Origin of the sequence: Labilithrix sp. (assembly GCA_019637155.1) — a bacterium.
In the GTDB taxonomy this organism is placed as follows: Bacteria; Myxococcota_A; Polyangia; order Polyangiales; family Polyangiaceae; genus Labilithrix.
In genome coordinates this window covers 168,662-191,556 of record JAHBWE010000007.1, presented here as the reverse complement: position 1 = coordinate 191,556, position 22,895 = coordinate 168,662, and the positions used below count along the sequence as shown (strand labels likewise).

Genomic DNA, 22,895 nt, shown 5'->3' with positions numbered 1-22,895 from the left:
CTCACCGCGCGACGTTCGAGACGATCTGCTCCAGCACCCAGCGCGCCACCGGCCGCGTGCCTTCCATGTCGTAGTGGATCCCGTCGGGCCGGACGCCGTGCTCGAGGCCCGGCTCGCGCTCGGGGCACTCGCCGTGCGGGCACACGCGCTCGCCGAGCTCGAGGATGAAGACGCCCGGGACCGCCTTCGCCGCGCGGCGCAGGAGCGCGTTCACGCAGTCGATCTCGCGGTCCTCCTCCTCGCCGTCCCACGGGCGGCGGGAGTGCGGGAGCGTGACCGCGAACACGCGCGTCTTCGGGCGCACGAGCTCGGGGAGGCGCTGCATCAGCACCTGCTCGTACTGCGCGTCCCACTCCGGGTGGCAGGCCTTCACCCAGTCGCCGTTCTTCGCCGCCCACGGATGCAGGAACGCGCCGCCGCCGAACACGAGCGTGACGTCGGGCCGGACCTCGTCCGTGTCCGCCCTCCACTGGTCGCCGCGGCACGTGTCGTAGACCATCGTGCAGCCGTCCTTGCCCCGCAGCTCCACCGCGACGCCGGGCTTGCGGACGCCGCGCAGCGTCCAGCCGAGCGAGTTCGCGGTCGAGTCGCCGAGGATCATGACCTTCAGTTGCGGCGCGAAGCCGGTCGCCTCCACCGGCTCGATCGGTTCGTGCGCGGTGTTGCGCGGCGGGATCGGGCGCGCGTGCGTCGCGCGGACGACGAGGAACAACGAGAGCGCGACCACGGCCGGGACCACGAGCGCGGGGCGGCCGAACGGCAACCCGCGCGTGCGGATCGGCTTCTCCAACACGAAGTACGAGACGGTCGCGATCGCGAAGGTGGATGCAAACTGCATGAATCGCGCGACGTTGGTGGAGACGTGGAACCGCGCCGGCGTGACGAACACGTCGATCGGCCAGTGCCAGAGGTAGAGCCCGTAGCTGATGATCCCGACCCAGACGAGCGGCTTGAACGCGAGCACGCGCGCGACGACGCTCACCTTCGGCCCCGCCACCGCGCACGTGATGAGCGCGAGGCCGCCGAGCTCGGTGAGCCAGAAGCCGCCGCGGTAGAGGAACCGGCTCTCGCCCGGCAAGCGCCACCACGCGATCGCGAGCCCGACGAACGCGATCGCGCCGAGCACGTCGAGCTTCCGCGCGGCCGAGCGCGAGAACGTCGTCGACGGCGGCAGCACCGCCGCGAGCGCGATCCCGGCGAAGATCGCGGCCGCGCGCGTGTCGGTCCCGAAGTAGACGCGCGACGTGCGCGCCGGCGTGTAGAGGACCAGCATCGTCACGACCGACGCGGCGAACCCGAGCAGCGCGATGACGAGGACCGTGCGCGGCCGCGTCTGGGGGCCCTTCAACGCGAGCAGCGCGACGAGCGGCCAGACCACGTAGAACTGCTCCTCGATCGCGAGGCTCCACGTGTGCTCGAGCGGCGACGGCGCCGCGAACAGGTCCCAGTAGCTCCGCTCCGCGAAGATGCCGCTCCAGTTCGCGACGTAGGCGAGGGTCGCGAGCGCGTCGGAGCGCACGCGCGCGAGCTCGTCGGGCTGCGCGAAGAGCCAGCAATAGAGCGCGACGGCGGGCATGAGCGACAAGAGCGCGGGGAAGAGCCGCCGCGCGCGCCGGATCCAGAAGGCGCCGAGCGCGATGCGCCCCGCCGCGCGCCGCTCCGCGATGAGGAGCGACGTGATCAGGTAACCCGACAGCACGAAGAACAGGTCGACGCCGAGGTAGCCGCCGACGAGGAGCTTCTTCGAGTGGAAGAACAACACGCCGAGGAGCGCGAGACCGCGGAGTCCGTCGAGCGCCGGGAGGTGCGGGATCGTCCCCGGTCGCGTGCTCACGGCCACATCTGACCTTCGGCTTGATCGGGCACCGGCGAGTCGTCGCGCAGCCAGACGTGGAAGTCCCCGAAGGAGCGAGCGGCGTGGTAGTTCGCCGCGACCCAGGTCGCCGCCTCCATGCAGCAGTAGCGGAAGTCGTCCCACGCCGACTCGACGAAGGAGATGAGCGGCGCGCGATCGATGAAGACGAAGGCCTCCGGCGGCGACGCCTGGAGCCGCGCGAGCATGTCGGCCTGGCGCTCGTTCTTCCCCGCGACGATGCGCGCGACGTCCTTCCAGTCGGGCTTCGCGCCCCACCCGCCCTCGAGCGCGGCGTCGACGTTGAGGTCGTAGGCGAGGATGTACGGCGTCGCGCTCCGGCGCTCGGCGAGGAAGAGGAGGTACGGGTCCATCCCGTAGACCTGCACCCGCGCGGTGGGCGCCGTCGTCTCCGCGAGGTAGCTCGCGGCCTGGCGCATCTCCCACGGGAAGAAGTCGTACGTCTTGAACGTGTCGAAGTACTCCTTCTCTTGCCGCCGCTCCGGCGTCTCGCCGCCGGCGAGGATCCAGTAGTTTCGCGTGTGCGTGCTCGCGCGCATGTTCGACGCGACGAAGAGCCCGAGCGCGGCGGCGGCGGCGAGCGCGACGAGCCGCCCGAGCGGGCGCTTGCGCGACGTGTGGCGGAAGCGCTCCCAGAGGTAGAGGACGACGAGGCAGAGCCCGAGGTGGGCCGACGCGGTGAGCGGGTGGAAGTGGTAGCCGAAGCCCTTCGCCTGCACGAGGACGACGGCGAGCCCCACCACCGGCGCGGCGGCGAGCACGAGGACGCGGCGCGGCAGCTCGCGCATCGCGACGAGCGCGGCGAGCGCGGCGGAGACGGCGAGGCCGAGCGTCGCCGCGCCGAGCGGGCCCTCCTCGCCGAGGATCTCCTGCGGGCTCTTCGGCCAGATGAAGCGGTACATCTGGGGGACGTCGCGCGCCATGATCTTCACGAACGCGACGACGTCGCCGTAGCGAAGGAGGAAGAGGAGCGGGAGCGCGCCCCCGAGCGCGGCGCCCAGCGCGAAGAGGCGAACGCGCGCCCTCCGCGCGAGCGGCACCTCGCGATCGACGAGCAGCACGCCGAGCTGCATCAGCGTGAAGAGCACGAACGTCGGCTTGCAGAACCACGTGATGCTCGAGAGCGCGGCGACGACGACGATCCGCCGCGCCGGCTTGGCTCCCGGGCGCGCGGCCTGGAGCGCGAGGCTCGGGAGGAGGAACCAATCGCAGAAGCTCTCGCGCTGCGCCTGGTTCCAGTACAGATAGAGGCCGTATTGCCCGGCGAGGACGACCCACCCCGCCGCCGCCCACGCGAGCCGCTCGAGGCGCGGCGGCTCCTTCTTCGTGATGACGCCGGGGAGGAGATACGCCGCGAGCGCGAACGTGACGCCGGTCGCGATCATGTCGAGGACGTGGAAGCGATGCTCGTCCGCGCCGCCGAGGCGGAGCATGAGCATGTGGATCAGGTGCGTGAGCGGCCCGTTCACGTCGCGGACGTCGCGGTAGTCGACGTCGCCCTGCATGAGGGCCCACGCGACGTACTGGAAGATCCCCTGGTCGCGCCCGATCGTCGTGAGCGTCGCGCGCTTCGTCGCGTCGACGACCCACCACACCGGGATGACGGCGAGGACGACCGGCGCGATCAACCGGCGCGTGAGATCGACGCGGTCCTTCGGCGGCAGCAACGTGGCGAGGACGTCGCGCGGCGCCACCTCCCGTCGCCCGGACGAGGCGCTCCGCTGCCCGGAGCGCGGCGGCTCTTCTTCGTCGGGCAACTCGACCTCGGCCATCGCGCCGGACCATAGCACTCGAGAGGTGTCTCGACGCGCCCCGCGGCGCCGCCGGGTAGCATCCGCTTGGCCCCCTGGTACGATCGTGGCGCGACCCATGGAGAGCGCGCTCCTTCCTGTATTCCGCGCGCTGCGCGCGGCGGACGTCGACTACCTCGTCGTCGGCGGCGTGGCGGTGGTGCTCCACGGTCACTTGCGCGTCACCGGCGATCTCGACCTGGTCCTCCATCTGGCGGAGGAGAACGTACGCCGCGCGATGCAGGCGCTCGCCGGGCTCGTGTTCACGCTCTGGTCGCCGCACGGCGACGGCATGCAGATCGACGTCTTCGCGCAAGAGCCGTTCGACTTCGCCTCCGCGCGCGCGCGGGCGGAGCACATCGAGATCGACGATGCCGTCATTGCCGTCGCGAGCATCTCCGATCTCGTGGCGATGAAGCGGATCGCAGGGAGAGCGAAGGACACGGACGACATCGTCGCTCTGGAACGCATCGCCAAGATGAGGCGCAGCGATGGCTGACGCGTGGAAGAAGCATGACGAGGAGCAGCAGCGGGCATGGCTCGCGCTCACGCCGGCGCAGCGTCTTGCGTGGCTGGAAGGCATGCAGCGGTTCGCGCGCGCGGCCCTGCGCGCCGCAGCGCGAAGGGGGGTCCGGATCGACGAAGTCAACGAGACGTGCTGGCTCCCGCCGCCGGAACCGGACGCCGATCCCGAGGACGGGCGCTGACGGGCCGTCCCCGCCTTGACTTCCGGCGGGGCATTAGTAATAACGCGCGTCCCCGATCCGATCGGGGGATGAGGCACACCTTAGAAAGCTCATGTTTATCGCGACATAAGGACCGGGTTACCCCAACCACGCGTTGAAGCGGTACCTCGGACCCTCTCTGGAAGCCCGGCGAATCACGCCGGCTCCGCCGAAAACAGCCGGCGGTGCTCCAGAGGGGGTTTCGTGTCTTCAGGCTCCGAAACGAAAGATCCCCGTCACCATGCCCCGCGAATACTCGCTCGAGAGGACCCGAAACATCGGGATCATGGCGCATATCGACGCGGGGAAGACCACGACCACCGAGCGCGTCCTCTATTACACCGGCGTCAACTACAAGATCGGCGAGGTCCACGAGGGCGCCGCGACGATGGACTACATGGTCCAGGAGCAGGAGCGCGGCATCACGATCACGTCGGCCGCGACGAACTGCTTCTGGAAGCCGGGGGAGGGCCCGCACGCGGGGGTCACCCACCGCATCAACATCATCGATACCCCGGGCCACGTCGACTTCACGATCGAGGTCGAGCGCTCGCTCCGCGTCCTCGACGGCGCGGTCGCGGTCCTCGACGGCGGCAACGGGGTCGAGCCGCAGACCGAGACGGTCTGGCGCCAGGCCGACAAGTTCCGCGTCCCGCGCATCGTGTTCGTCAACAAGATGGACAAGCTCGGCGCCGACTTCGAGATGAACGTCGAGTCGATCCGCGAGCGCCTCGGCGTCACGCCGGTGCCGGTGCAGTGGCCCGTCGGCGAGGAGGATCAGCACAAGGGCGTCGTCGACCTCATCAAGATGCGCGCCGCGATCTTCGACGAGGACTCGAAGGGCCAGAAGTACGAGTGGCAGGACATCCCGGAGGGCATCCGCGCGAAGTGCGAGGCCTACCGCGAGAAGATGATCGAAGCGTGCGCCGACATGGATGACGCCATCATGGCGAAGTACATGGACGGCAAGACGGACGACATCACCGAGGCCGAGATCGTCGGCGCGCTCCGGAAGGGCTGCACGTCGTTCAAGTTCTTCCCCGTCCTCTGCGGCTCCGCCTTCAAGAACAAGGGCGTGCAGCTGCTGCTCGACGCGGTCGTGAACTACCTCCCGTCGCCGCTCGACATCCCGCCGGTGAAGGGCGTCAACCCGGACAACGACAAGGAAGAAGAGCGGAAGGCCGACGACAAGGCGCCGTTCGCCGGGTACGCGTTCAAGATCATCAACGACCCGCACGGCAACCTGACGTTCTTCCGCGTCTACTCCGGCACGATCGCGTCGGGGACGATGGTCATGAACTCCACGCGCGGGAAGCGCGAGCGCATGGGCCGCATCCTCCGCATGCACGCGAACAAGCGCGAGGAGCTCACCGAGGCGGACGCGGGGAACATCTACGCCGCGGTCGGCCTCAAGGACACGCGCACCGGCGACACGCTGTGCGACGAGAAGAAGCCCATCCTCCTCGAGAAGATGATCTTCCCGGAGCCCGTCATCAGCATCGCGGTCGAGCCGAAGACCAAGGCCGACGTCGAGAAGCTCGGCGTCGCGCTCCAGAAGCTCGCGACGGAGGACCCCTCCTTCCGCGTCCACACCGACGAGGAGTCGGGCCAGACCATCATCAGCGGCATGGGCGAGCTCCACCTCGACATCATCTGCGACCGCCTCCGCCGCGAGTTCAAGGTCGAGTCGAACGTCGGCAAGCCCGAGGTCGCATACCGCGAGGCGATCGGCAAGAAGGTCCCCTGCGAGTACAAGTACGCGAAGCAGTCGGGCGGCCGCGGCCAGTACGGCCACGTCATCATGACGATCGAGCCCGGCGAGCGCGGCACCGGCTTCGTCTTCGAGAACGGCATCGTCGGCGGCGTGATCCCGAAGGAGTTCATCCCCGCGATCGAGAAGGGCGTGAAGGACGCGATGGCGCGCGGCGTCCTCGCGGGGTTCCCCCTCGTCGACATGAAGGCGACCGTCACCGACGGCAGCTACCACGACGTCGACTCGAGCGCGGCGGCGTTCGAGATCGCGGCCTCCCTCTGCTTCCAGGAGGGCGCGAAGAAGGCTCAGCTCCACCTGCTCGAGCCGATCATGAAGAACGAGGTCGTCGTCCCCGAGCAGTACATGGGCGACGTCATCGGCGACCTCAACTCGCGGCGCGGCAAGATCCTCGGCATGAGCCAGCGCGGCAACGCGCAGGTCATCGACTCCGAGGTCCCGCTCGCGTCGATGTTCGGTTACGTCACCGACCTCCGCAGCCTCACGCAGGGCCGCGCGACGTCGTCACTCCACTTCTCGCACTACGCCCCCGTCCCCGCCGCGATCCAGGAAGAGGTCGTCGCGAAGGTCAAGGGCACCGCCTAAACGAGTCCAAGGATAAAGAGATGGCCAAGGAAAAATTCAATCGTACGAAGCCCCACGTCAACGTCGGCACGATCGGTCACATCGACCACGGCAAGACGACGCTCACGGCTGCCCTCGTGAAGGTCCAGTCGAAGAAGGGCCTCGCGAAGGTCATCAGCTACGCGGACATCGCGAAGGGCGGTACGGTCCGCGACGCGACGAAGACGGTGACGATCGCGGTGTCGCACGTCGAGTACGAGTCGCCGACGCGGCACTACGCGCACGTCGATTGCCCGGGCCACGCGGACTACATCAAGAACATGATCACGGGCGCGGCGCAGATGGACGGGGCGATCCTCGTCGTGAGCGCGCTCGACTCGGTCATGCCGCAGACGCGCGAGCACGTTCTCCTCGCGCGGCAGGTCGGTCTCCAGCACATCGTGGTCGCGCTGAACAAGTGCGACGCGGTGGAGGACAAGGAGATGCTGGAGCTGGTCGAGATGGAGGTGCGCGAGCTCCTCTCGAAGAACAAGTTCGACGGCGACAACGCGAAGGTCGTGCAGGTGGCGGCGTTCCCGGCGCTCAACGGCGAAGAGAAGTGGGAGAACTCGATCGGCGACCTCATCGCGGCGCTCGACACGCAGATCCCGGATCCGGTGCGCGACATCGACAAGCCGTTCCTGATGGCGATCGAGGACGTGTTCTCGATCAAGGGCCGCGGCACGGTCGTGACGGGCCGCGTCGAGCGCGGGGTGGTGAAGACGGGCGAAGAGGTGGAGATCCTCGGCTTCCGCGAGACGCGGAAGACCACCGTTACGGGCGTCGAGATGTTCCGCAAGCTGCTCGACGAGGGCCGCGCGGGTGACAACATCGGCGTGCTCCTCCGCGGCATCGAGAAGGACGACGTGGAGCGCGGTCAGATCCTGTGCAAGCCGGGCACGGTGACGCCGCACAAGAAGTTCATGGGCGAGGTCTACGTCCTGAAGAAGGAGGAGGGCGGCCGCCACACGCCGTTCTTCACGAACTACCGCCCGCAGTTCTACATGCGGACGACGGACGTGACCGGCACGTGCCAGCTCCCCGAGGGGACGAAGATGGTCATGCCGGGCGACAACGTCACGATGACGATCGAGCTCATCACCCCGGTCGGCATCGAGGAGCAGATGCGCTTCGCGATCCGTGAGGGCGGCCGCACCGTCGGCGCCGGCATCGTCACCAAGATCCTCGAGTAAGGACCAGAATCATGGCTTCCGCTACCACGATCCGTATCCGCCTCCGGGCGTTCGACCACCAGCTCCTCGACAAGTCGGCCAACGACATCGTCGAGACGGCGAAGCGCACGGGGGCTCGCGTCGCGGGCCCGATCCCGCTGCCGACGCACATCTCGCGCTACACCGTCCTCCGCGGACCGCACGTCGACAAGAAGTCGCGCGAGCAGTTCGAGGTCCGGACGCACAAGCGCCTCCTCGACATCCTCGAGCCGACCCAGCAGACCCTCGACGCGCTGATGAAGCTCGATCTCTCTGCCGGCGTCGACGTCGAGATCAAGTCCCCGCGCTGAGCAGGAGCGAATCATGGCAACCGTTGATGTTTTCAACCTGAAGCGCGAGAAGGTCGGCACCGTCGACCTCTCCGACGAAGTGTTCGGCGCCGAGGTCAAGGAGCACCTCTTCTACGAGGTAGTGAAGGCGCAGCTCGCGAGCAAGCGCCAGGGCTCCGCGACGGCGAAGAACCGCTCCGCGGTCTCGGGCTCGACGAAGAAGCTCTACAAGCAGAAGGGCACCGGCAACGCGCGGCATGGCTCGAAGCGCGCCCCCACCTTCGTCGGTGGCGGCCAGGCGCACCCGCCGCGCAACCGCGACTGGTCCTACCGTCCGCCGCGCCAGGTCCGCCTCGGCGCGCTCGTGTCGGCGCTCTCGAAGTTCAACAAGGAAGGCCGCCTCGTCATCGTCGACCGCTTCGAGCTCGGCGAGATCAAGACGAAGGCCCTCCTCGCGACGCTCTCCACGCTGAAGACGGAGAAGAAGGCGCTCGTCGTCGACGTCGCGGCGAACGAGAACCTCCGCCTCTCGATCCGCAACTGTGCGGACCACCAGTTCCTGCCCCCCGAGGGCGTGAACGTTTACGACCTCCTCCGCCACGACACCCTCGTCCTCTCGAAGGACGCGGCGAAGGCGCTCGAGAGCCGCTGCCTCAAGAAGGCGGACGGCGAGAAGAAGGCAGGCTGACCATGACCCCCGAATCCGTCATCCGCAAGCCGATCTTCCTCACGGAGAAGAGCAACACGCTCCGTGCGAAGAACCAGGTCGTGTTCGAGGTCCTCCGGGACGCGAACAAGGTCCAGATCAAGGAGGCCGTTCAGCAGCTCTTCTCCGTGAAGGTGAAGAGCGTGAACACCATGCTCTATCGCGGCAAGGATCGCCGCATGGGCCGTGGCTACGCCAAGATGCAGAACTGGAAGAAGGCCGTCGTCACGCTCGCCGAGGGCGAGAACATCGACTTCTTCGCCGAGCAGAGCGAGAGCTGATCATGGGAATCAAGCAATACAAGCCGACGAGCCCCGCGCGTCGTTACTACTCGGGCTACGACTTCAAGGAGCTCACCAAGGGCGCGAAGCCGGAGCGTTCACTCACGGAGCACCAGACGTCGACCGGCGGGCGCAACACGCACGGCCGCATCACGAGCCGCTTCCGCGGCGGCGGCCACAAGCAGCGCTACCGCATCATCGACTGGCGCCGCGACAAGATCGGCATCCCCGGCACCGTCGCGCAGGTCGAGTACGACCCGAACCGCACCGCGCGCATCGCGCTCGTCAACTACGCGGACGGCGAGAAGCGCTACATCCTCTGCCCCGACGGCCTCACCGTCGGTGACAAGGTCATCGCGAGCCGCAACGCGGACATCAAGCCCGGCAACTCGATGCCGCTGCGCTACATCCCGCTCGGCACGACGATCCACAACCTCGAGATGCGCAAGGGCAAGGGCGCGCAGCTCGTCCGCTCCGCCGGCACCGGCGCGGTGCTGATGGCGAAGGACGGCGACTACGCGCAGGTCCGCATGCCGTCGGGCGAGGTCCGCAAGATCCATCAGGACTGCCAGTCGACGATCGGCCAGGTCTCGAACATCGAGCACGCGAACATCTCGCTCGGCAAGGCCGGCCGCGTTCGCTGGCTCGGCAAGCGCCCGCACCAGCGCGGCGTCACGATGAACCCGGTCGACCACCCGATGGGCGGCGGCGAGGGTCGTACCTCCGGCGGCCGGCATCCATGCTCGCCGTGGGGCCAGCTCTCGAAGGGTCAGAAGACGCGCAACAACAAGCGCACTGACTCGATGATCATCAAGCGCCGCGGCCAGAAGTAAGCGACAAGGGAAAGAAGACAATGCCTCGTTCAATCAAGAAGGGCCCCTTCATCGACGGCCACCTCATGGAGAAGATCGCCGCCGCGCAGGCGACGCAGTCCAAGAAGGTGATCAAGACCTGGTCGCGCCGCTCCACCATCACGCCGGAGGCGGTCGGCCTCACGTTCGCGGTCCACAACGGCCGCAAGTTCGTGCCGGTCTTCGTCACGGAGAACATGGTCGGCCACAAGCTCGGCGAGTTCGCCCCCACGCGCACCTTCCACGGCCACCAGGGCGACAAGAAGTCCAAGGTCGCCGGCAAGAAGTAGCCGCCCGGCGCCACGCACCTCCGAAGGCCTCGCGGGCACACGCTCGCGGGGCCTTCGTGTTCTCGGCGCCCCACTCAGCCGGCGGCCTGGTCTTCCGCCGCCGCCGCGCCGGTCTCCACGATCGTGATCCCTTCCGCGGTGAGCACGTCGAAGTAGACGTTCACGAAGTCCCAGGTGAGCGCGAGGCGCGCCGCGGTCGTCTCGTCGTTCGCCTCGCGGCGAGTGTAGTCGTCGGGAATGTAGGTGTACGGCAGGCCCACGACGTCGCGCGTGCCCTCGACGTACATCGGGCCGCCGCTGTTGCCGCCGTAGGTCGAGCAGTTGTGGCGCAGCGTCATGTCGTTCAAGCGAGGGTCGCTGTACAAGCTCGGGATCCGGGAGCCGAGGGTCCAGCAGTTCTCCGTCGTCGTGATGGCGCCGAGGCGCGCGGAGTCCGGATCGGCGTCCGCGGGGTAGCCGATCATCGTGAGGCGCGTCCGCGCGCGCGGGGCGTACGAGGCGAGGCGGAGCGTGGTGCTCCCCTTGGCCGCGTGCTTCATGTCGGCCTCGAACACGACGAGGTCGTGCGAGTCGTCCTCCACGACGACGCGCGTGCACTGGCCGCGGGTCCCGTTCTCCTGAACGATCTCGCCGTCGGTCGCGCACCACGCCTCGGTGTCGAAGTCGAAGCAGTGGCGCGCCGTCATCAGGAACGTCTTGTTCACGTCGTTCTCGAGGAAGAACGCGGCGCACCCCGGGTTGACCCGCCCGACGCGGGACGCCTCGAGCGCGGTCGGGTCGCGCCGCGAGGCGTTCACGAAGAACTGGTTGGAGCTCGTGCTCCCGCGCTCCTCGTCGTCGAGCGCGACGGGCGCGCAGCCGATCATCGTGAGGAGGAGGAGGCAACCAAGGAGCACCGTACGCATCGTCATCGGCGGTGGAGAGAGCAGCCGCCGTGCCGGTGGATCCAGATCAGACCCACGTTGTACGCAACTCCGAATTTGGCCGGATTTCGCGCGCGATCTCGATCATGGATCGCGGGGGCTTCGGGCTGATCTCGAGGCGTAGGGCGCGCCCGGTTGCGCAACGTGGCGGTGGTCCGGTGTCAGGCGGCGTCAGTTGTGGTTCGTGCGCCGCGCATCATGTTGGGGCGATGCGAAGGCTGCCTCTTCTCTTGCTCCTTGCCTTGCTCCTGAGCGTGCGGAGCGCGCGGGCGCGTGAGGTCGATGACGACAATTTTCGGTCCGATGTCTTTCGTTGTGAGGAGGCGATCGGGAGGCTCCTCGAGTGCTGTCCGGGGTTCGTCGCTGGCGTGGTGCACTGCACGTACCTGAGCGAGGAGAGCACCTCTGGTTGCGACTTCTCGACGACGGTCACGACCGAGCCTGCGTTCGGGGTCGACGAGAGCCTCTGCATCCTCGGCTCGACTTGCGAGACGCTCCGCGACTCCGGTGTCTGCGCGCGCGCGCAGGTGGCGGCGCCGTACGTCTCCGTGTCGCGGAGCTCGATCGACTCGCCCGAGGGCTGGCGTGAGCCCTCGTCGCACGAACCGGTGTGCCCGTGAAGCGGCTCGTCGTCCTCGCCGCCGCCGCGCTCGTCGCCGTCACGAGCGCGACGGCGCGCGCGGAGGAGCCGAGCGCGGAGGAGCCGCGCGCGGAGGAGCTACCCGCGAAGCGGCCGCCCGTCATCGTGCGCGCGAGCGGGGGCTACGCGCGGAGCAGCCTCTTCGACACCGAGGTGACGGGGTCCGCCTTCGGTCTCGGAGTCGGCGCGGGGATCCGGCGATGGTGGGGCGGCGCGGACGGGGTTGGCGAGCTGACGTACGACGCGCTCTCCACCGCGCTCGGCGTCGGCGTTCGCCGCCTCGCGCTCGGTGTCACGGGGGAGATCGTGCTGTGGCGCTTCCACCTCGGCGGTGGGCTCGACGCGGGGTCGATCTGGTTGTCGCGACTCGGCGGATCGACCGAGTCTGCGAACAAGTCGTACGTCGGTCTCCACGCCACTCTCGCCTTCGAGCTCTTCACGCTGGGCGGCTTCACGCCGTTCGTCGCGGCGCGCGGGGACGTCAACGTCGTGCTCCCCACCCTCGGCGGCCAGGCCGGCCTTCGCTACGCGTTCTGACGGACTGCGCTATTCGTAGGACGTGACGCGCAACGTTACCGCTGTCCTCCTCGTGCTCGCTGCATGCAAGAAGCCCGCGCCCGTCGTCGACGCCGTCCCCGAAGCGGCGGCCCCGCCGCCGGTCGCGAGCGTGCGCGACGAGCTCCCGATCGCGCGCCCGAGCGAGACGTCGCCCTTCGTGCTCGTCGCGACGTTCGCCGACGGCGTGACGCCGAACGCGTACCCGCTCGGGGACGCGATCGCGGTCGCGCAGTACGGGCCGAACAAGTGGACGCTCTCCGCGATCGGCGCGCGCCACGAGCGCGTCGACGTCATCGCGCGGATCCCGCCGCCGATGCGGCCGCTCGACGAGCAGCCGATGTTCATCGGCGGCACCGGCATCGACGACGTGTGGATCTCGACCGCGACCACCACCCTCCGCGTCACGCCGCGCGAGACGACGAGCCGCACCGGGCACATCCTCACGATGGGCCTCCTCGGCGGCGGCTCGGCCGCGCTCTTCCTCGACGGCGAAGAGCGCTCCCTCGGCTGGCTCGTCGCCCCCGGCGCCACCGATGCCAGCAGCGCGGCCCTCCCGAAGCTCCCGCCCGCGCACCGGCTCTCCGACGACGTCACGTTCATCGACGACCGCATCTGCGGGCGCTCCGAGCTCGTGGTGTGGAGCTCGAGCATCGACGGGACGAGGAAGACGACGCGGCTCGACCTCGAGCACCGCGACGCGCACGTGTACCGCGGCCCCGGCGGAGAGTGCATGCTGCATCACGAAGGCGACGACGGCACCGAGGTCGGACGCCTCCGCGGCGACACGATCGCGTGGACGAAGATCGCGCCGAGCCGCGTCGCGCCGGTGAGCGCGACGCGCTCGGGCTCGCTCGTCGTCGCGATGGGCGACGAGCTCGTGCGCGTCTCGCTCGTGAACGATCGGCTGACGCTGACCGGCATCCCGCTGCCGGACGACGCGAAGCGCGTGAGCACGCTCGTCGCGATCGACGACGACGACGTCTGGTTCACGGGCCCGCGCGGCGGAAAGCTCGAGGCGCTGTTCCACTCGCGCCCCTCGCGCGGCGACGCCGGCGCGCCCGCGACGTGGCCGGTCCCCTGATCAGACCAGCGCGCCGGGGATGACCTTCCCCTTCGTGATCTGGTCGTCGAGCACGGCGGGGTCGACGCCGACGGTGCGGCCGAAGGTCTTGCCGACGGAGGCGATCGCGGTCGCGGTGAAGTCGAGCTCGTTCTTCATCAGCTCGGTCGTTTGCGCATCCCCTCGAGCTTACCATGGCAGCGTGAGCTGAACCGGCATGCTGCCGATGCCGAGGCGCTGCGATGTTGGGGCGACGGCGCTCTCCGGCACGGCCGAGGACCGGCCATGGAAGAGGAGAGGCACGAACGCGCCGACGAGGCTCCCGACCACGGCGCCGACCATCACGTCGGAGAGGTAGTGCTTGTCGGCGGCGATGCGGAGGTAGCCGACCGTGAACGCGCTCGCGAGCTGCACGCCGAGGACGAGCGGCGCGAGGCGGTAGCCGCGCAGGAACGCGACGGTGCCGCTCGACGCCGCGAGCGCGAACGCGAGGTTCGTGTGGCCGGAGTAAAAGGAGAGGTTCGCGTCGGACGGGCTGTCGCCGAGGCCCTGGATGCCGTCGGGCAGGTGCGGGAGGTAGTGCACGAACGGGCGCTCGCGCACGAAGACGAACTTCACGAGCTGGTTGAGATCGGCGGCGAGGATCGTGGCCTCGGCGATGAGGAGCGTGTCGATCGGTGCGTACTGCAAGTGATCGTCGTGCGCCGCCGCGGTGGCGGGGAGGCCGATCCCGGCCGCGGGCATGATCACGAACGCGAGCGCGTTGGAGAGGCCGTCCGCGAGCTTCGTGTCGTCCCACTTCAAGCGGAGGCGCACCGAGCGGTCGACGGCGTTGAGCGTGGAGTCGCCGTTCGCGCGGCGATAACACCAGCGGCACTTCTCGGGGACGAGGTCCGCCTTGAGCAGCTCCGCCGCGACGAGCCAGGCCGAGCCCGTCGCCGTGACCGCGACGTCGACGCGCGTGTCGTAGCCGAGGCGCTCGATCCGTCGCGGCTGCGCGTCCGCGGCGCCGGCGAGCGCGACGAGCGCGGCGCCGCACGCGAACGACGTTCGGAGGTGCACGAGCCTAAGGTATAAGCGCGGACAGCCACGATGAAGAGGCTGCTCTACCGCGGCCTCGCGCCGCTCGCGGTGACGATCCTGTCGGCGAGCGACGCGAGCGCGCAATCCCGCGGCTACGCGATCACGCCGCTCGATCCCTCCTCGCCCGGGAGCGATTGGTACACGACCGAGTCGCTCGACCTCCGCGGCAAGCTCCGCCCGCAGGTGGGGCTCCTCGTCGATTGGTCGTACGCGCCGCTCGTCGCGGAGGAGGGCGGCCTCCCGCGCCGCGTGATCACCGATCGGATCGACGTGCACGGGCGCGCGAGCGTGGTCGTGCGGAGCCGCGTGCGCCTCGGCGTCAGCTCGCCGCTGACGATCTACCAGCACGGCGACAGGGGCGCGACGGCGCCCGATCGAGGACAGGCGCCGGGTGACTTGCGGCTCGACGCCGACGTGCGACTCGCGGGGACGTACGGCGACGCGCTCCGCTGCGCGGGCGGGCTCGCGCTCTTCGCGCCGCTCGGGCGACGCGAGCTCTTCACGAGCGACGGCACCTTCCGCATCGCGCCGCGGATCCTCCTCGCCGGCGACGCGAAGGCGCTCGCGTGGGCGGTGAAGCTCGCCTACCACGTGCGTCCGTTCGACGGCGTCTGGGAGGGCCGCGCGCTCGGCGATCAGATCGCGGCCGCGTTCTCGGCGGGGGTGAAGGTCAACGATCGCTTCGTGATGGGCCCCGAGCTCCACGGCGCGGCGACGGTCTCCGGACCGGACGCGCTCACCGCGCGCGCGATCCCGATCGAGGCGATGATGGGCGGACGCGTTCGCCTCGGCGACGACTTCCAGCTCGGTAGCGCGATCGGGGGACGGATCACGGACGGCGACGGCGGCGCGAAGATGCGCGTGCTCGCGGTGCTCGAGTACGCGCCCGACGTCTGCGTCGACAAGGACGGGGACGGGATCTGCGCCTACGAGGACGCGTGCCCGCTCCTCGACGGTCCGCGCACGCACGATCGGAGGACGAACGGCTGCCCGCCGCCGCTGCCGCCGCCGCTCACCGACTGAGCGCGTCGTAAGCGAGGAGCATCGTCCCCCAGCTCGTCGTGCCCGGCCACGTGACGAACGTCTCTTCGTACCTCGTGAGCCCGTCGGCGATGGTCGACGCGACCGCGAGGCCGGCGACGCTGTCGTTCACGCGAACGATCTGCGTGAACGTCGTCGCGCCGCTGCCGATGAGCGGAGCCGCGACCGCGATCGCGAGGAGCAACGTGCCCGGCTTGGTGCTGGCGTAGTCGCCGGTGCGGATCGGGCCCTCGCCTTCCGTCTGCGAGCGACGCGAGACCGCGCGATGGAGCCGGTCGAGACCGAGCCACTCCATCGCGACGAGGTACCCGCGCTGGAGCTCGCGGGGCCAGTTGACGACGACGTTGGAGGGGCTCCTCTCCGCGATCGTCGTCGACCAGACCGAGGCGGCGAAGGAGGGGCGCGAATCGAGGGTGGTGTCGACGTTGAACGCGCGCGCGCCGAGCATGATCGAGCGCGGGCGGGGGGCCTCTCGATTCACGACCACCATGACGAGCGTGGCGCCGGGGGTGGGCTCCCGCCCGAGCGCGTCGACGAGATCGATCGTCTGCGAGGCGCCGGAGAGCGGGACCTCGGCGTAGGCGGCGAGGGTCGGGAGCGGTCGCGTAACGACGAGGTCCGCCGGCTCGGCGTCGGGCCGGAAGCGTCCGCCGGCGTCCTCGAGCGGCGAGACGATCGCGGGGAGCGGGGGCGCCTCGGTGCCCGACTCCCAGCAACCGCTCGCGAGCGCGAGGAGGACGAGCCGGAGCGCAGACTTCACGGCGCCCAGCCTATCGCGGCACGCAACCGCGGCGAAGATCGGGCGCGTGCACGGACATTGCACCGTGAGATACGTGCACTTGGTCCCGCGTTTGGACGACCGCGACAACCGATCGTCCTCGAGCTCGAGCCCCGGCTTGCTCTTGCGTGGGTTCGCCCCCGGGACGTTCGCCGCGACGGTCGCGTCGACCGGCATGATCGCGCAGCAGGTCGCCGGCAAGGCCGTGCGCGACGCGCTCTTCCTATCGAGCTACAGGGTCCATCACCTGCCGCACGCGATGGCGGCGGCGTCGGTGCTCTCGCTCGCCGTGGTGATGGCGCTGCCGGTGGTGACGACGCGGATCTCTCCGCGGCGTCTCTTGCCGCTCCTCTTCGGCGGGAGCGCGGCGGGGCTCGTGCTCGAGCGGCTCCTCTACTCCGCGTCGGCGCGCGCCGGCGCGATCGCGGTCTACCTCCACGTGTCCGTCGTCGCGCCGGTGATCCTCACCACCTTCTGGTCGCTCATCAACGAGCGCTTCGATCCGCACGCCGCGAAGCGCGAGGTGGCGCGCATCGCCGGCGGCGGCACGCTCGGCGGCGTCCTCGGCGGCCTCGCGGCGTGGCGCGCGTCGACGCTCGTGAGCGTCCCGAGCGCGATCCTCTTCCTCGCCGGGATCAACGTCCTCTGCTTCGGCGCGGTGCTTGTCTGTCAACGTCGGGGCTTCGCCCCGACACCCCACCCCAGACACGGCCCTCGCGCGGAGCGCTCGGGGCGCTTCGCGCCCGCATTCGCGGCCGCTTCTGGGGCCCCGGCCCCGGCGCCGGGGGTTGCGGCGATGCGGCTCGTTTGGGAGGAGCCGTTCCTGCGGAACCTCGCGCTCCTCGTCGGGGCGGGGGCCGCGTTGTCGTCGCTCCTCGACTACGTCCTCGGGGTGCAGGCGGTCGCCGAGCTCGGTCGTGGGCCGGCGCTGCTCGCGTTCTTCTCGCTCTTCGGCCTCGGCGTCAGCGTGCTCTCGCTCGTCCTCCAGGTCGTGTTCGGGCGCGTCGCGATGGAGAAGGTGAACCTCGCGGTGCACCTCGGCGTCCTCCCCGGCGTCGTCCTGCTCGGCGGCGCGCTCGGGCTCGCCGTCCCCGGCCTCGTCAGCACCGCGATCCTGCGCGGCGCGGAGATGATCCATCGCAACACGCTCTTCCGCTCGGCGTACGAGCTCCTCTACACGCCGATCCCCGAGCTCCACAAACGCGCGACGAAGGCGCTCATCGACGTCGGCTTCGATCGCACGGGCACGATCGCCGGCGCGCTCGTGACGATGGGCGCGGTCTACTTCATCTCGCCGACGCACCCGCGGTCGCAGGCGATCCTGCTCGGGCTCGCCGTCGCCGCCGCGCTCGCGACGCTGCCGCTCGTGCGCCGCCTCCACCGCAACTACGTCGCCGCGCTCGAGCAGAGCTTGCGCGACGACGCGGCGGCGAAGCTCGACGCCGCGCCGCCGTCGGTCCCGCCCGAGACCGAGCGCGATCGCGACGTCCTCCTCGGCCGGGTCGCGGCGATCGATCCGCGCCCCGACGACCGCGGGCTCGCCCACGCCGCGCTCACCGATCCGGCCGCGCTCGTCGCGGTGGTGGCGGACCTCTTCGGCGCCGACGTCGAGCGCGCGCGCGCCGCGCTGCGGAGGCTCGAGCGCTCCGATCGCGCCGCGGCGGGGCCGGCGATCTTGCTCCTCTCGCGCGCGGAGGTGCATCGCGACGCGAAGGACGCGCTCCGGCGCATGGGCGCGCCGATCACGGGGCAGCTCGTCGACGCGATGATCGATCCGGAGATGGACTTCGTCGTCCGCCGCCGCGTCCCGCCGATCCTCGCCGAGGTCCCGTCGCAGCGCGCGGCCGACGGCCTCTTCCTCGCGCTCGAAGACGTGCGCTTCGAGGTCCGCTACGCCGCGGGCCGCGCGCTCATGCGCATGCTCGAGCGCGCGGAGGGCCTCACGATCCCGCACGACCGCATCGTGCAGACGATCATGAACGAGATCGCGCGCGAGCAGGAGTACGTCGACGCGCTCGGCGACGACGAGCTCGAAGGCGAGGCGCTCGCGCCGCTCGACGTCGTCACGCGCGACCGCGTGAGCCGCGGCCTCGAGCACCTCTTCAACGAGCTCGCGATCCTGCTCGGGAGCGCGGCGGTGAAGATCTGCTTCCGCGCGCTGAACCAGGGCGACGCGCGCGCGCGCGGGACCGCGCTCGAGTACCTCCAGACCGTGCTCCCGACCCCGCTCCGCGACGCGCTCTGGCCGCTGCTCGGCGAAGAGAAGCCGCTGCCGAGCGTGCGGCCCGCGGGCGAGGTCCTCGCCGATCTCGCGCGCGCGATGGAGCACGGCTCGGACCCCGATCAAAAGACCGAGAAGCCGAGCCCGGCGCCGCCTTCGTAGACCTGCGGGACCGGGACGACGCGACCGAACGAGGTCTGCAGCGTGGTCGGGATCGCGGGGCGGTTCCAGCCGACGCCGTAGTGGAGGAGGAGCGGCACGACGTAGCCGTTGAACATGCCGAGCGCGCCGCCGAAGAGCACGTCGCTCAGCCAGTGACGATCGGAGACGACGCGCATGACGCTGCCGACGCCGGCGAGGCCCGTCATCACCGCGCACGCGAGCGCGTCCGGCGCGCCGCCGCCGTAGAGCGGCAGGTGCTGGTGGTGCACGCAGGTGAGCCCCGCCATCGTGAACATCGCGGCGGTGTGTCCGCTCCAGAAGCTCTTGAAGTCGTCGGCTCCGCCGCAGTAGCTGAAGCCGGCGTCGTCGGTCCCGTCCGCCGTCTTGCAGCCGGAGACGTACGGGCGCTGCCGTCCGATCATGTGCTGGAGGCCGAGCGTGATGACGCCGGAGAGGCCGAGCGACTGCATGTCGATCAACGTCATCTGGAGCGCGACGTCGGCGTTCTGGTGCACGCCGAGCGCGGCGATGAAGTTGTCGACGACGTACGGGGTGACGACCATCCCGCGATAGAGGTAGTCGCTCAGCACCGCCGCGCGCTTCTGGCCGATGAACGTCGTCGCGCGGAAGAGCCGGCGCGCGGGGGCGTCGAGGAGGATCGGGCCCTTCCAGTTCGCCTCCGGCTGCGCCGGCGCCTGGTTGATGAGCGCGGAGCCGCCGGTGAGCGCGAAGACGTTCACGACCTCCCACCAGCGCGCGCGCGGCCACGCGTCGTTCCACTGGACCGTCTTCTCTTGATCCGCGCGCGCGTCTTTGGAGACGAGCGTGAGCGCGACGGCGGCGGCGAACGCGACCCGCTTCATCGCTCGATCCCCACGACCTTCTTCCCCGCGACGTGCGCGCGGAGCGGCCGCTTCGCGACGCCGTTGGTGAGGTCGATCACGGTGTACGCGTCGCTCGGGACCGGCACGCAGACGCGACCGTCCTCGCGCACGTCGACGACGAGCGGCACGGAGCGATCGAGCCCGTCGCCGACGAGCGCGGTCGCGCCGTAGCGGAACGACTCCCAGGTCTTGCTCCGGCGCGCGAGGTCCACCGCGCAGAGCGACGTCCCCAGCACCTCGAGGTCGGCGAGCGGCGACGCGATCGCGAGCCAGCGGCGGAGGACCTTGCGCTGCCGCGCGAGGAGCGTCTTCCGCAGGTACTCGGCGTGGCGCGGCTCGGTGAAGTCGCCGACCTTCACGAGCGCGGCGACGTGGGCGGGGGTGAAGCGCGCGATGATGCGCGCCATCCACGCCGCGTCGAGCTCCGACATGCGGAGGAACGCCGGGTTCTGGTAGCCCGGCTTCCACGCCTCGGGATCGAAGAGATCGGCCTCGTAGTACCCGAAGATCTCGCCGTCGGGCGGGCGGCGCACGCGGTCCCAGCTCCGCCGCGGGATCCCGAGCGTGACGTAGTCGGCGAGCACGTCCGCGCCGTCGAAGTAGTACGAGAAGCCGAGCCGCCGCGTGACCTGGTCCCACGTCCACTCGCTGCCGAAGCAGTCGTTGAGGTCGATGATCCAGTGGCGGATGTGCCCCGGCGCGGCGGCGTCGTCCTCCTCCGGGCGGCGCGTGAGCCACGTCGTCATCGAGTTCTGCTCGCGCGCGTCGAAGTGACCGAGCCACGCCGCGAGGACGCGCTGCCCGCGCAGCTCGCGCCGGTCCTCGTGCGGGACGACGTCGTTCGGGTCGTCCTTGCGCACGCCCTCGTAGGTGAACGGTCCGAGCGTCTTGCCCTCGAGCCACTTCGACGCGACGAAGCGGTAGCGATCGCCGCGCCGCGACGCGCCGGCGAGCATCGCCTCGAGCTGCTCCGCCCCGAACGGCCGGCGGATGCCGGTGTTGTCGCTGTACCCGAGGCCGGGGAGGAGCTCGAAGATCCCGCGCCGCGCGTAGACGACGCGGTCGCAGCCGGTCCAGTACCCCGCCGCGTGGTAGATGCGCGTCGCGATCGCGGCCGCGCCGGTCGCGCGCTCGGGGTGGCCCTCCTCGTCGACCTTGAAGAGGTAGCGGCCGCCGGTGTCGGTCTTCACGCGGAAGCCGGGGTTCGCGCCGTCGTTCTTGCCCTGATCGATCACCCACGACTCGTCCGCGTCGCCCGGCGCGAGGTCGTCGGGCTCGCACGGTCCGCGCGCGACCTCCTCCGGCGTGAGCGCGTGGCGCGTGATGCGGTTCTCGTACCAGCTCGAGTCGGGCACTTCGTCGAGCGCGTTGACGTTGACGGACTCGCGATGCGGATCGACCGCGAGGAACCGCGTCACCGGGCGGAAGCCCATCGCGTCGACGCCGTCCCAGACGAACGGCGAGACGTACTCGGGCGGGGTGCACACGAGCTTCTTCGGATCGTGGATGTCGGGGGAGCAGAAGGAGCGCCACGGCCGCTCGTCGTCGTCCGCGAGCATCGGCTCCTTCAGCGGGAAGCGCCGGATCGACGACGACGAGGCGCAGCCCGCGGCGCACGCGGCGCAGGCGGCGAGCAAGGAGAGGAGGAGCCTAGAAGCCACGCGTCGCTCCCAGCGCGAGGCGGACGGAGGAGATGCGCGCGCCGTCGCCGAAGGTCTCGGTCCCGAAGCCGACGAGGAGCTCGAACTGGTGATCGCGCGACGTGTTGCTGCGGAGGCCGAGCGCGGCGGAGAGCCGGAGCTTCTCGAGGTCGAAGCCGCGGAGCCCCGCGCCGAACACGTTGCCGGTCGCGGCTTGCATCGTGCCGTCCAAAAATGACCAGATCGGCCACTCGTAGCCGAGCGTGAGCACCGCCGCGCTGCGTCCGACGAGGCGGCCGGGATAGAAGCCGCGCATCGGACCGAGGCCGCCGAGCGTGACGTGCTCGTTGAACGGGATCCCGCTCGCGCCGCCCTGGATGGGATCGACGAAGGACGCCGCCGCGCCGAGGCTGAGGACGCGGTGCGTGCGCGCCACGTCCCAGTACGCGGTCGCGCCGGCGTCGTAGCGCAGCCACGATCCGCCGGCGCGGCGGGAGAGATCGAACGACGGCGTCGCGCCGAACGACGCGCGCGCGCCCGAGGCGTGGAGGTGGCCGCGCTCGCGCGTGTCGAGGGCGAGGGTGGCGCCCTGGAAGACGGTCGTGTAGCCGCCGCCGAAGAGGCGCGGCGGCGGCGGGAGGTTGCCGCGCCGCACCGTATCGAAGAGCGTGCGCTCGTCCTCGTCGGTCTCGCGGTACGTCGCGTCGCGCACACCGGCGCGCGTCGAGACGTCGACGCCGCGGCGGAGGCTCACGTCGAAGGTCGGTCCGGCCTCGAACGTGGTGATGCCGTAGCGCGACTCGTTGCCGTCCTTCGACGTGGGGCCGAGGCCGTAGAACACGTTGTCGTCGCGGTGGTCGACCGACGCGCGGAGCGAGGCGCTCGAATTCACGCCGAGGACGTAGCGATCCGCGATCGTCGCGGTGAGGACGGGCGTGCCCCACGTCGCGACGTGCGCGCGGACGTGGTTCTTCGGCGAGCCGACGTCGTCCCACCAGAAATAGAGGCCGGCGCTCGGGTAGAAGTTGCTCTCCCAGTAGAAGGTCGGGAAGAAGCCGAGGTTCTTCTTGTTGCCGATCGTAAAGATGTAGATTGCACGTTGTGTGAGCTTGTCGCGCTCGACCGCGATCACGATCGCGCCGATGGGGCGGCGGACGAGGTACTCCGCCGCGAGGTAGAGCGGGGCGGCGACGACGCGCGGGATCCAGAGGAGCGTGTCGGCGGCGCTCTTCGGGTCTTCGCCGCGTCCGTCGTAGTCGGGCACGGGCCGCTTCTTGGGGAGGTGCGCGGCCGGCGGCTCGGCGTCGACGATCGTGAGCTGCCCGAAGTCACGTTCCTCCTTCTTCGGCTCTTCTGCCGACGCACGCGCGGGCCACGAAGCGGCGCCGGCAAGGACGAGCGTGAAGCGGAGGAGGCGCGCCCGCACGGCGAGACGAGCTTATCGTGCCGTCACCGTGTCGCGACATTGGCGTTCGTGCCGCGGCGCGTTCGTGCGCGCCCACGCCGCCGCCGTT

23 protein-coding genes are annotated in these 22,895 nt (G+C 70.1%); 14 read left to right on the top strand and 9 right to left on the bottom strand.

Annotation, left to right across the window (positions count from 1 at the left end; translation table 11 throughout):
• Window position 1: 1 nt before the first annotated feature.
• Together KF837_16575 and KF837_16570 are read right to left on the bottom strand one after the other, a co-directional pair.
• On the bottom strand, window positions 2-1,834 hold the full coding sequence (locus tag KF837_16575) for an acyltransferase (GenBank protein MBX3228939.1): 1,833 nt from the start codon (window positions 1,832-1,834) through the stop codon (window positions 2-4).
• A complete protein-coding gene (locus KF837_16570; protein MBX3228938.1) occupies window positions 1,831-3,645 on the bottom strand; it encodes a hypothetical protein in 1,815 nt (604 codons plus the stop codon). Before KF837_16570 ends, KF837_16575 begins: the two co-directional genes overlap by 4 nt.
• A 97-nt stretch (window positions 3,646-3,742) precedes the next feature.
• On the opposite strand from KF837_16570, the gene KF837_16565 reads away from it, so the two are divergent.
• The 9 genes from KF837_16565 (at window position 3,743) to rpsS (ending at window position 10,391) form a co-directional block, all read left to right on the top strand.
• Window positions 3,743-4,162: a hypothetical protein gene (locus tag KF837_16565; protein MBX3228937.1), complete on the top strand. Its 420-nt coding sequence runs from the start codon at window positions 3,743-3,745 to the stop codon at window positions 4,160-4,162.
• Entirely contained in the window at window positions 4,155-4,370 is a 216-nt protein-coding gene (locus tag KF837_16560) for a hypothetical protein (protein MBX3228936.1), read from the top strand. The genes KF837_16565 and KF837_16560 overlap by 8 nt, the downstream gene beginning before the upstream one ends.
• 259 nt (window positions 4,371-4,629) lie before the next feature.
• Window positions 4,630-6,744 carry an elongation factor G gene (gene fusA / locus KF837_16555; GenBank protein ID MBX3228935.1) on the top strand — a complete coding sequence of 705 codons (2,115 nt, stop codon included), beginning with the start codon at window positions 4,630-4,632 and terminating at the stop codon, window positions 6,742-6,744.
• 20 nt (window positions 6,745-6,764) lie between these two features.
• Window positions 6,765-7,955 (top strand): elongation factor Tu, encoded by a 1,191-nt coding sequence (gene tuf / locus KF837_16550; GenBank protein MBX3228934.1) that lies wholly within the window; start codon window positions 6,765-6,767, stop codon window positions 7,953-7,955.
• An 11-nt stretch (window positions 7,956-7,966) separates the two neighbouring features.
• A complete protein-coding gene (gene rpsJ, locus KF837_16545) occupies window positions 7,967-8,284 on the top strand; it encodes a 30S ribosomal protein S10 (GenBank protein MBX3228933.1) in 318 nt (105 codons plus the stop codon).
• A gap of 13 nt (window positions 8,285-8,297) precedes the next feature.
• A complete protein-coding gene (gene rplD / locus KF837_16540; GenBank protein MBX3228932.1) occupies window positions 8,298-8,951 on the top strand; it encodes a 50S ribosomal protein L4 in 654 nt (217 codons plus the stop codon).
• Window positions 8,952-8,953: 2 nt separating this feature from the next.
• Window positions 8,954-9,250 (top strand): 50S ribosomal protein L23, encoded by a 297-nt coding sequence (locus tag KF837_16535; protein ID MBX3228931.1) that lies wholly within the window; start codon window positions 8,954-8,956, stop codon window positions 9,248-9,250.
• A 2-nt stretch (window positions 9,251-9,252) separates the two neighbouring features.
• Window positions 9,253-10,083: a 50S ribosomal protein L2 gene (rplB, locus tag KF837_16530; protein MBX3228930.1), complete on the top strand. Its 831-nt coding sequence runs from the start codon at window positions 9,253-9,255 to the stop codon at window positions 10,081-10,083.
• A 20-nt stretch (window positions 10,084-10,103) separates the two neighbouring features.
• Window positions 10,104-10,391 (top strand): 30S ribosomal protein S19, encoded by a 288-nt coding sequence (gene rpsS, locus KF837_16525; GenBank protein MBX3228929.1) that lies wholly within the window; start codon window positions 10,104-10,106, stop codon window positions 10,389-10,391.
• A 74-nt stretch (window positions 10,392-10,465) separates the two neighbouring features.
• On the opposite strand, the gene KF837_16520 is transcribed toward rpsS, so the two are convergent.
• Window positions 10,466-11,302, bottom strand: coding sequence for a trypsin-like peptidase domain-containing protein (locus tag KF837_16520; protein MBX3228928.1), 837 nt, complete (start codon window positions 11,300-11,302; stop codon window positions 10,466-10,468).
• 242 nt (window positions 11,303-11,544) lie between these two features.
• On the opposite strand from KF837_16520, the gene KF837_16515 reads away from it, so the two are divergent.
• From KF837_16515 to KF837_16505, 3 genes are read left to right on the top strand one after another with little or no spacing between them, the layout of a single operon-like run.
• A complete protein-coding gene (locus KF837_16515; GenBank protein MBX3228927.1) occupies window positions 11,545-11,934 on the top strand; it encodes a hypothetical protein in 390 nt (129 codons plus the stop codon).
• Window positions 11,931-12,491 carry a hypothetical protein gene (locus KF837_16510; GenBank protein ID MBX3228926.1) on the top strand — a complete coding sequence of 187 codons (561 nt, stop codon included), beginning with the start codon at window positions 11,931-11,933 and terminating at the stop codon, window positions 12,489-12,491. Before KF837_16515 ends, KF837_16510 begins: the two co-directional genes overlap by 4 nt.
• 22 nt (window positions 12,492-12,513) lie before the next feature.
• Window positions 12,514-13,593 carry a hypothetical protein gene (locus tag KF837_16505; protein ID MBX3228925.1) on the top strand — a complete coding sequence of 360 codons (1,080 nt, stop codon included), beginning with the start codon at window positions 12,514-12,516 and terminating at the stop codon, window positions 13,591-13,593.
• Here KF837_16505 and KF837_16500 read toward each other — a convergent pair whose 3' ends face one another.
• Both KF837_16500 and KF837_16495 read right to left on the bottom strand, forming a co-directional pair.
• On the bottom strand, window positions 13,594-13,731 hold the full coding sequence (locus KF837_16500) for a hypothetical protein (GenBank protein MBX3228924.1): 138 nt from the start codon (window positions 13,729-13,731) through the stop codon (window positions 13,594-13,596).
• A gap of 30 nt (window positions 13,732-13,761) precedes the next feature.
• Window positions 13,762-14,634, bottom strand: a complete 873-nt coding sequence (locus KF837_16495; protein ID MBX3228923.1) for a phosphatase PAP2 family protein — start codon at window positions 14,632-14,634, stop codon at window positions 13,762-13,764.
• A 30-nt stretch (window positions 14,635-14,664) separates the two neighbouring features.
• Here KF837_16495 and KF837_16490 point away from each other — a divergent pair, with 30 nt between their 5' ends.
• On the top strand, window positions 14,665-15,678 hold the full coding sequence (locus KF837_16490) for a hypothetical protein (protein MBX3228922.1): 1,014 nt from the start codon (window positions 14,665-14,667) through the stop codon (window positions 15,676-15,678).
• Here the strand turns inward: KF837_16490 and KF837_16485 are convergent.
• Window positions 15,668-16,456 carry a hypothetical protein gene (locus KF837_16485; GenBank protein ID MBX3228921.1) on the bottom strand — a complete coding sequence of 263 codons (789 nt, stop codon included), beginning with the start codon at window positions 16,454-16,456 and terminating at the stop codon, window positions 15,668-15,670. The two genes, KF837_16490 and KF837_16485, sit on opposite strands and share 11 nt — an antisense overlap.
• 79 nt (window positions 16,457-16,535) lie before the next feature.
• Between KF837_16485 and KF837_16480 the strand changes: the two genes are divergently transcribed.
• Window positions 16,536-18,857, top strand: coding sequence for a hypothetical protein (locus tag KF837_16480; GenBank protein MBX3228920.1), 2,322 nt, complete (start codon window positions 16,536-16,538; stop codon window positions 18,855-18,857).
• On the opposite strand, the gene KF837_16475 is transcribed toward KF837_16480, so the two are convergent.
• Genes KF837_16475 through KF837_16465 form a run of 3 tightly spaced genes read right to left on the bottom strand, consistent with a single transcriptional unit; the run spans window position 18,818 to window position 22,807 of the window.
• Window positions 18,818-19,720 carry a phosphatase PAP2 family protein gene (locus tag KF837_16475; protein ID MBX3228919.1) on the bottom strand — a complete coding sequence of 301 codons (903 nt, stop codon included), beginning with the start codon at window positions 19,718-19,720 and terminating at the stop codon, window positions 18,818-18,820. The two genes, KF837_16480 and KF837_16475, sit on opposite strands and share 40 nt — an antisense overlap.
• Window positions 19,717-21,402, bottom strand: a complete 1,686-nt coding sequence (locus KF837_16470) for a hypothetical protein (GenBank protein ID MBX3228918.1) — start codon at window positions 21,400-21,402, stop codon at window positions 19,717-19,719. Before KF837_16470 ends, KF837_16475 begins: the two co-directional genes overlap by 4 nt.
• On the bottom strand, window positions 21,392-22,807 hold the full coding sequence (locus KF837_16465; GenBank protein ID MBX3228917.1) for a BamA/TamA family outer membrane protein: 1,416 nt from the start codon (window positions 22,805-22,807) through the stop codon (window positions 21,392-21,394). Before KF837_16465 ends, KF837_16470 begins: the two co-directional genes overlap by 11 nt.
• Window positions 22,808-22,895 lie beyond the last annotated feature (88 nt).

Coding starts and splice junctions, on each gene's coding strand:
- KF837_16570 (MBX3228938.1), bottom strand. CDS start 3,645: ATGGCCGAGGTCGAGTTGCCCGACGAAGAAGAGCCGCCGCGCTCCGGG.
- KF837_16565 (MBX3228937.1), top strand. CDS start 3,743: ATGGAGAGCGCGCTCCTTCCTGTATTCCGCGCGCTGCGCGCGGCGGAC.
- KF837_16560 (MBX3228936.1), top strand. CDS start 4,155: ATGGCTGACGCGTGGAAGAAGCATGACGAGGAGCAGCAGCGGGCATGG.
- fusA (MBX3228935.1), top strand. CDS start 4,630: ATGCCCCGCGAATACTCGCTCGAGAGGACCCGAAACATCGGGATCATG.
- tuf (MBX3228934.1), top strand. CDS start 6,765: ATGGCCAAGGAAAAATTCAATCGTACGAAGCCCCACGTCAACGTCGGC.
- rpsJ (MBX3228933.1), top strand. CDS start 7,967: ATGGCTTCCGCTACCACGATCCGTATCCGCCTCCGGGCGTTCGACCAC.
- rplD (MBX3228932.1), top strand. CDS start 8,298: ATGGCAACCGTTGATGTTTTCAACCTGAAGCGCGAGAAGGTCGGCACC.
- KF837_16535 (MBX3228931.1), top strand. CDS start 8,954: ATGACCCCCGAATCCGTCATCCGCAAGCCGATCTTCCTCACGGAGAAG.
- rplB (MBX3228930.1), top strand. CDS start 9,253: ATGGGAATCAAGCAATACAAGCCGACGAGCCCCGCGCGTCGTTACTAC.
- rpsS (MBX3228929.1), top strand. CDS start 10,104: ATGCCTCGTTCAATCAAGAAGGGCCCCTTCATCGACGGCCACCTCATG.
- KF837_16520 (MBX3228928.1), bottom strand. CDS start 11,302: ATGACGATGCGTACGGTGCTCCTTGGTTGCCTCCTCCTCCTCACGATG.
- KF837_16500 (MBX3228924.1), bottom strand. CDS start 13,731: ATGAAGAACGAGCTCGACTTCACCGCGACCGCGATCGCCTCCGTCGGC.
- KF837_16490 (MBX3228922.1), top strand. CDS start 14,665: ATGAAGAGGCTGCTCTACCGCGGCCTCGCGCCGCTCGCGGTGACGATC.
- KF837_16475 (MBX3228919.1), bottom strand. CDS start 19,720: ATGAAGCGGGTCGCGTTCGCCGCCGCCGTCGCGCTCACGCTCGTCTCC.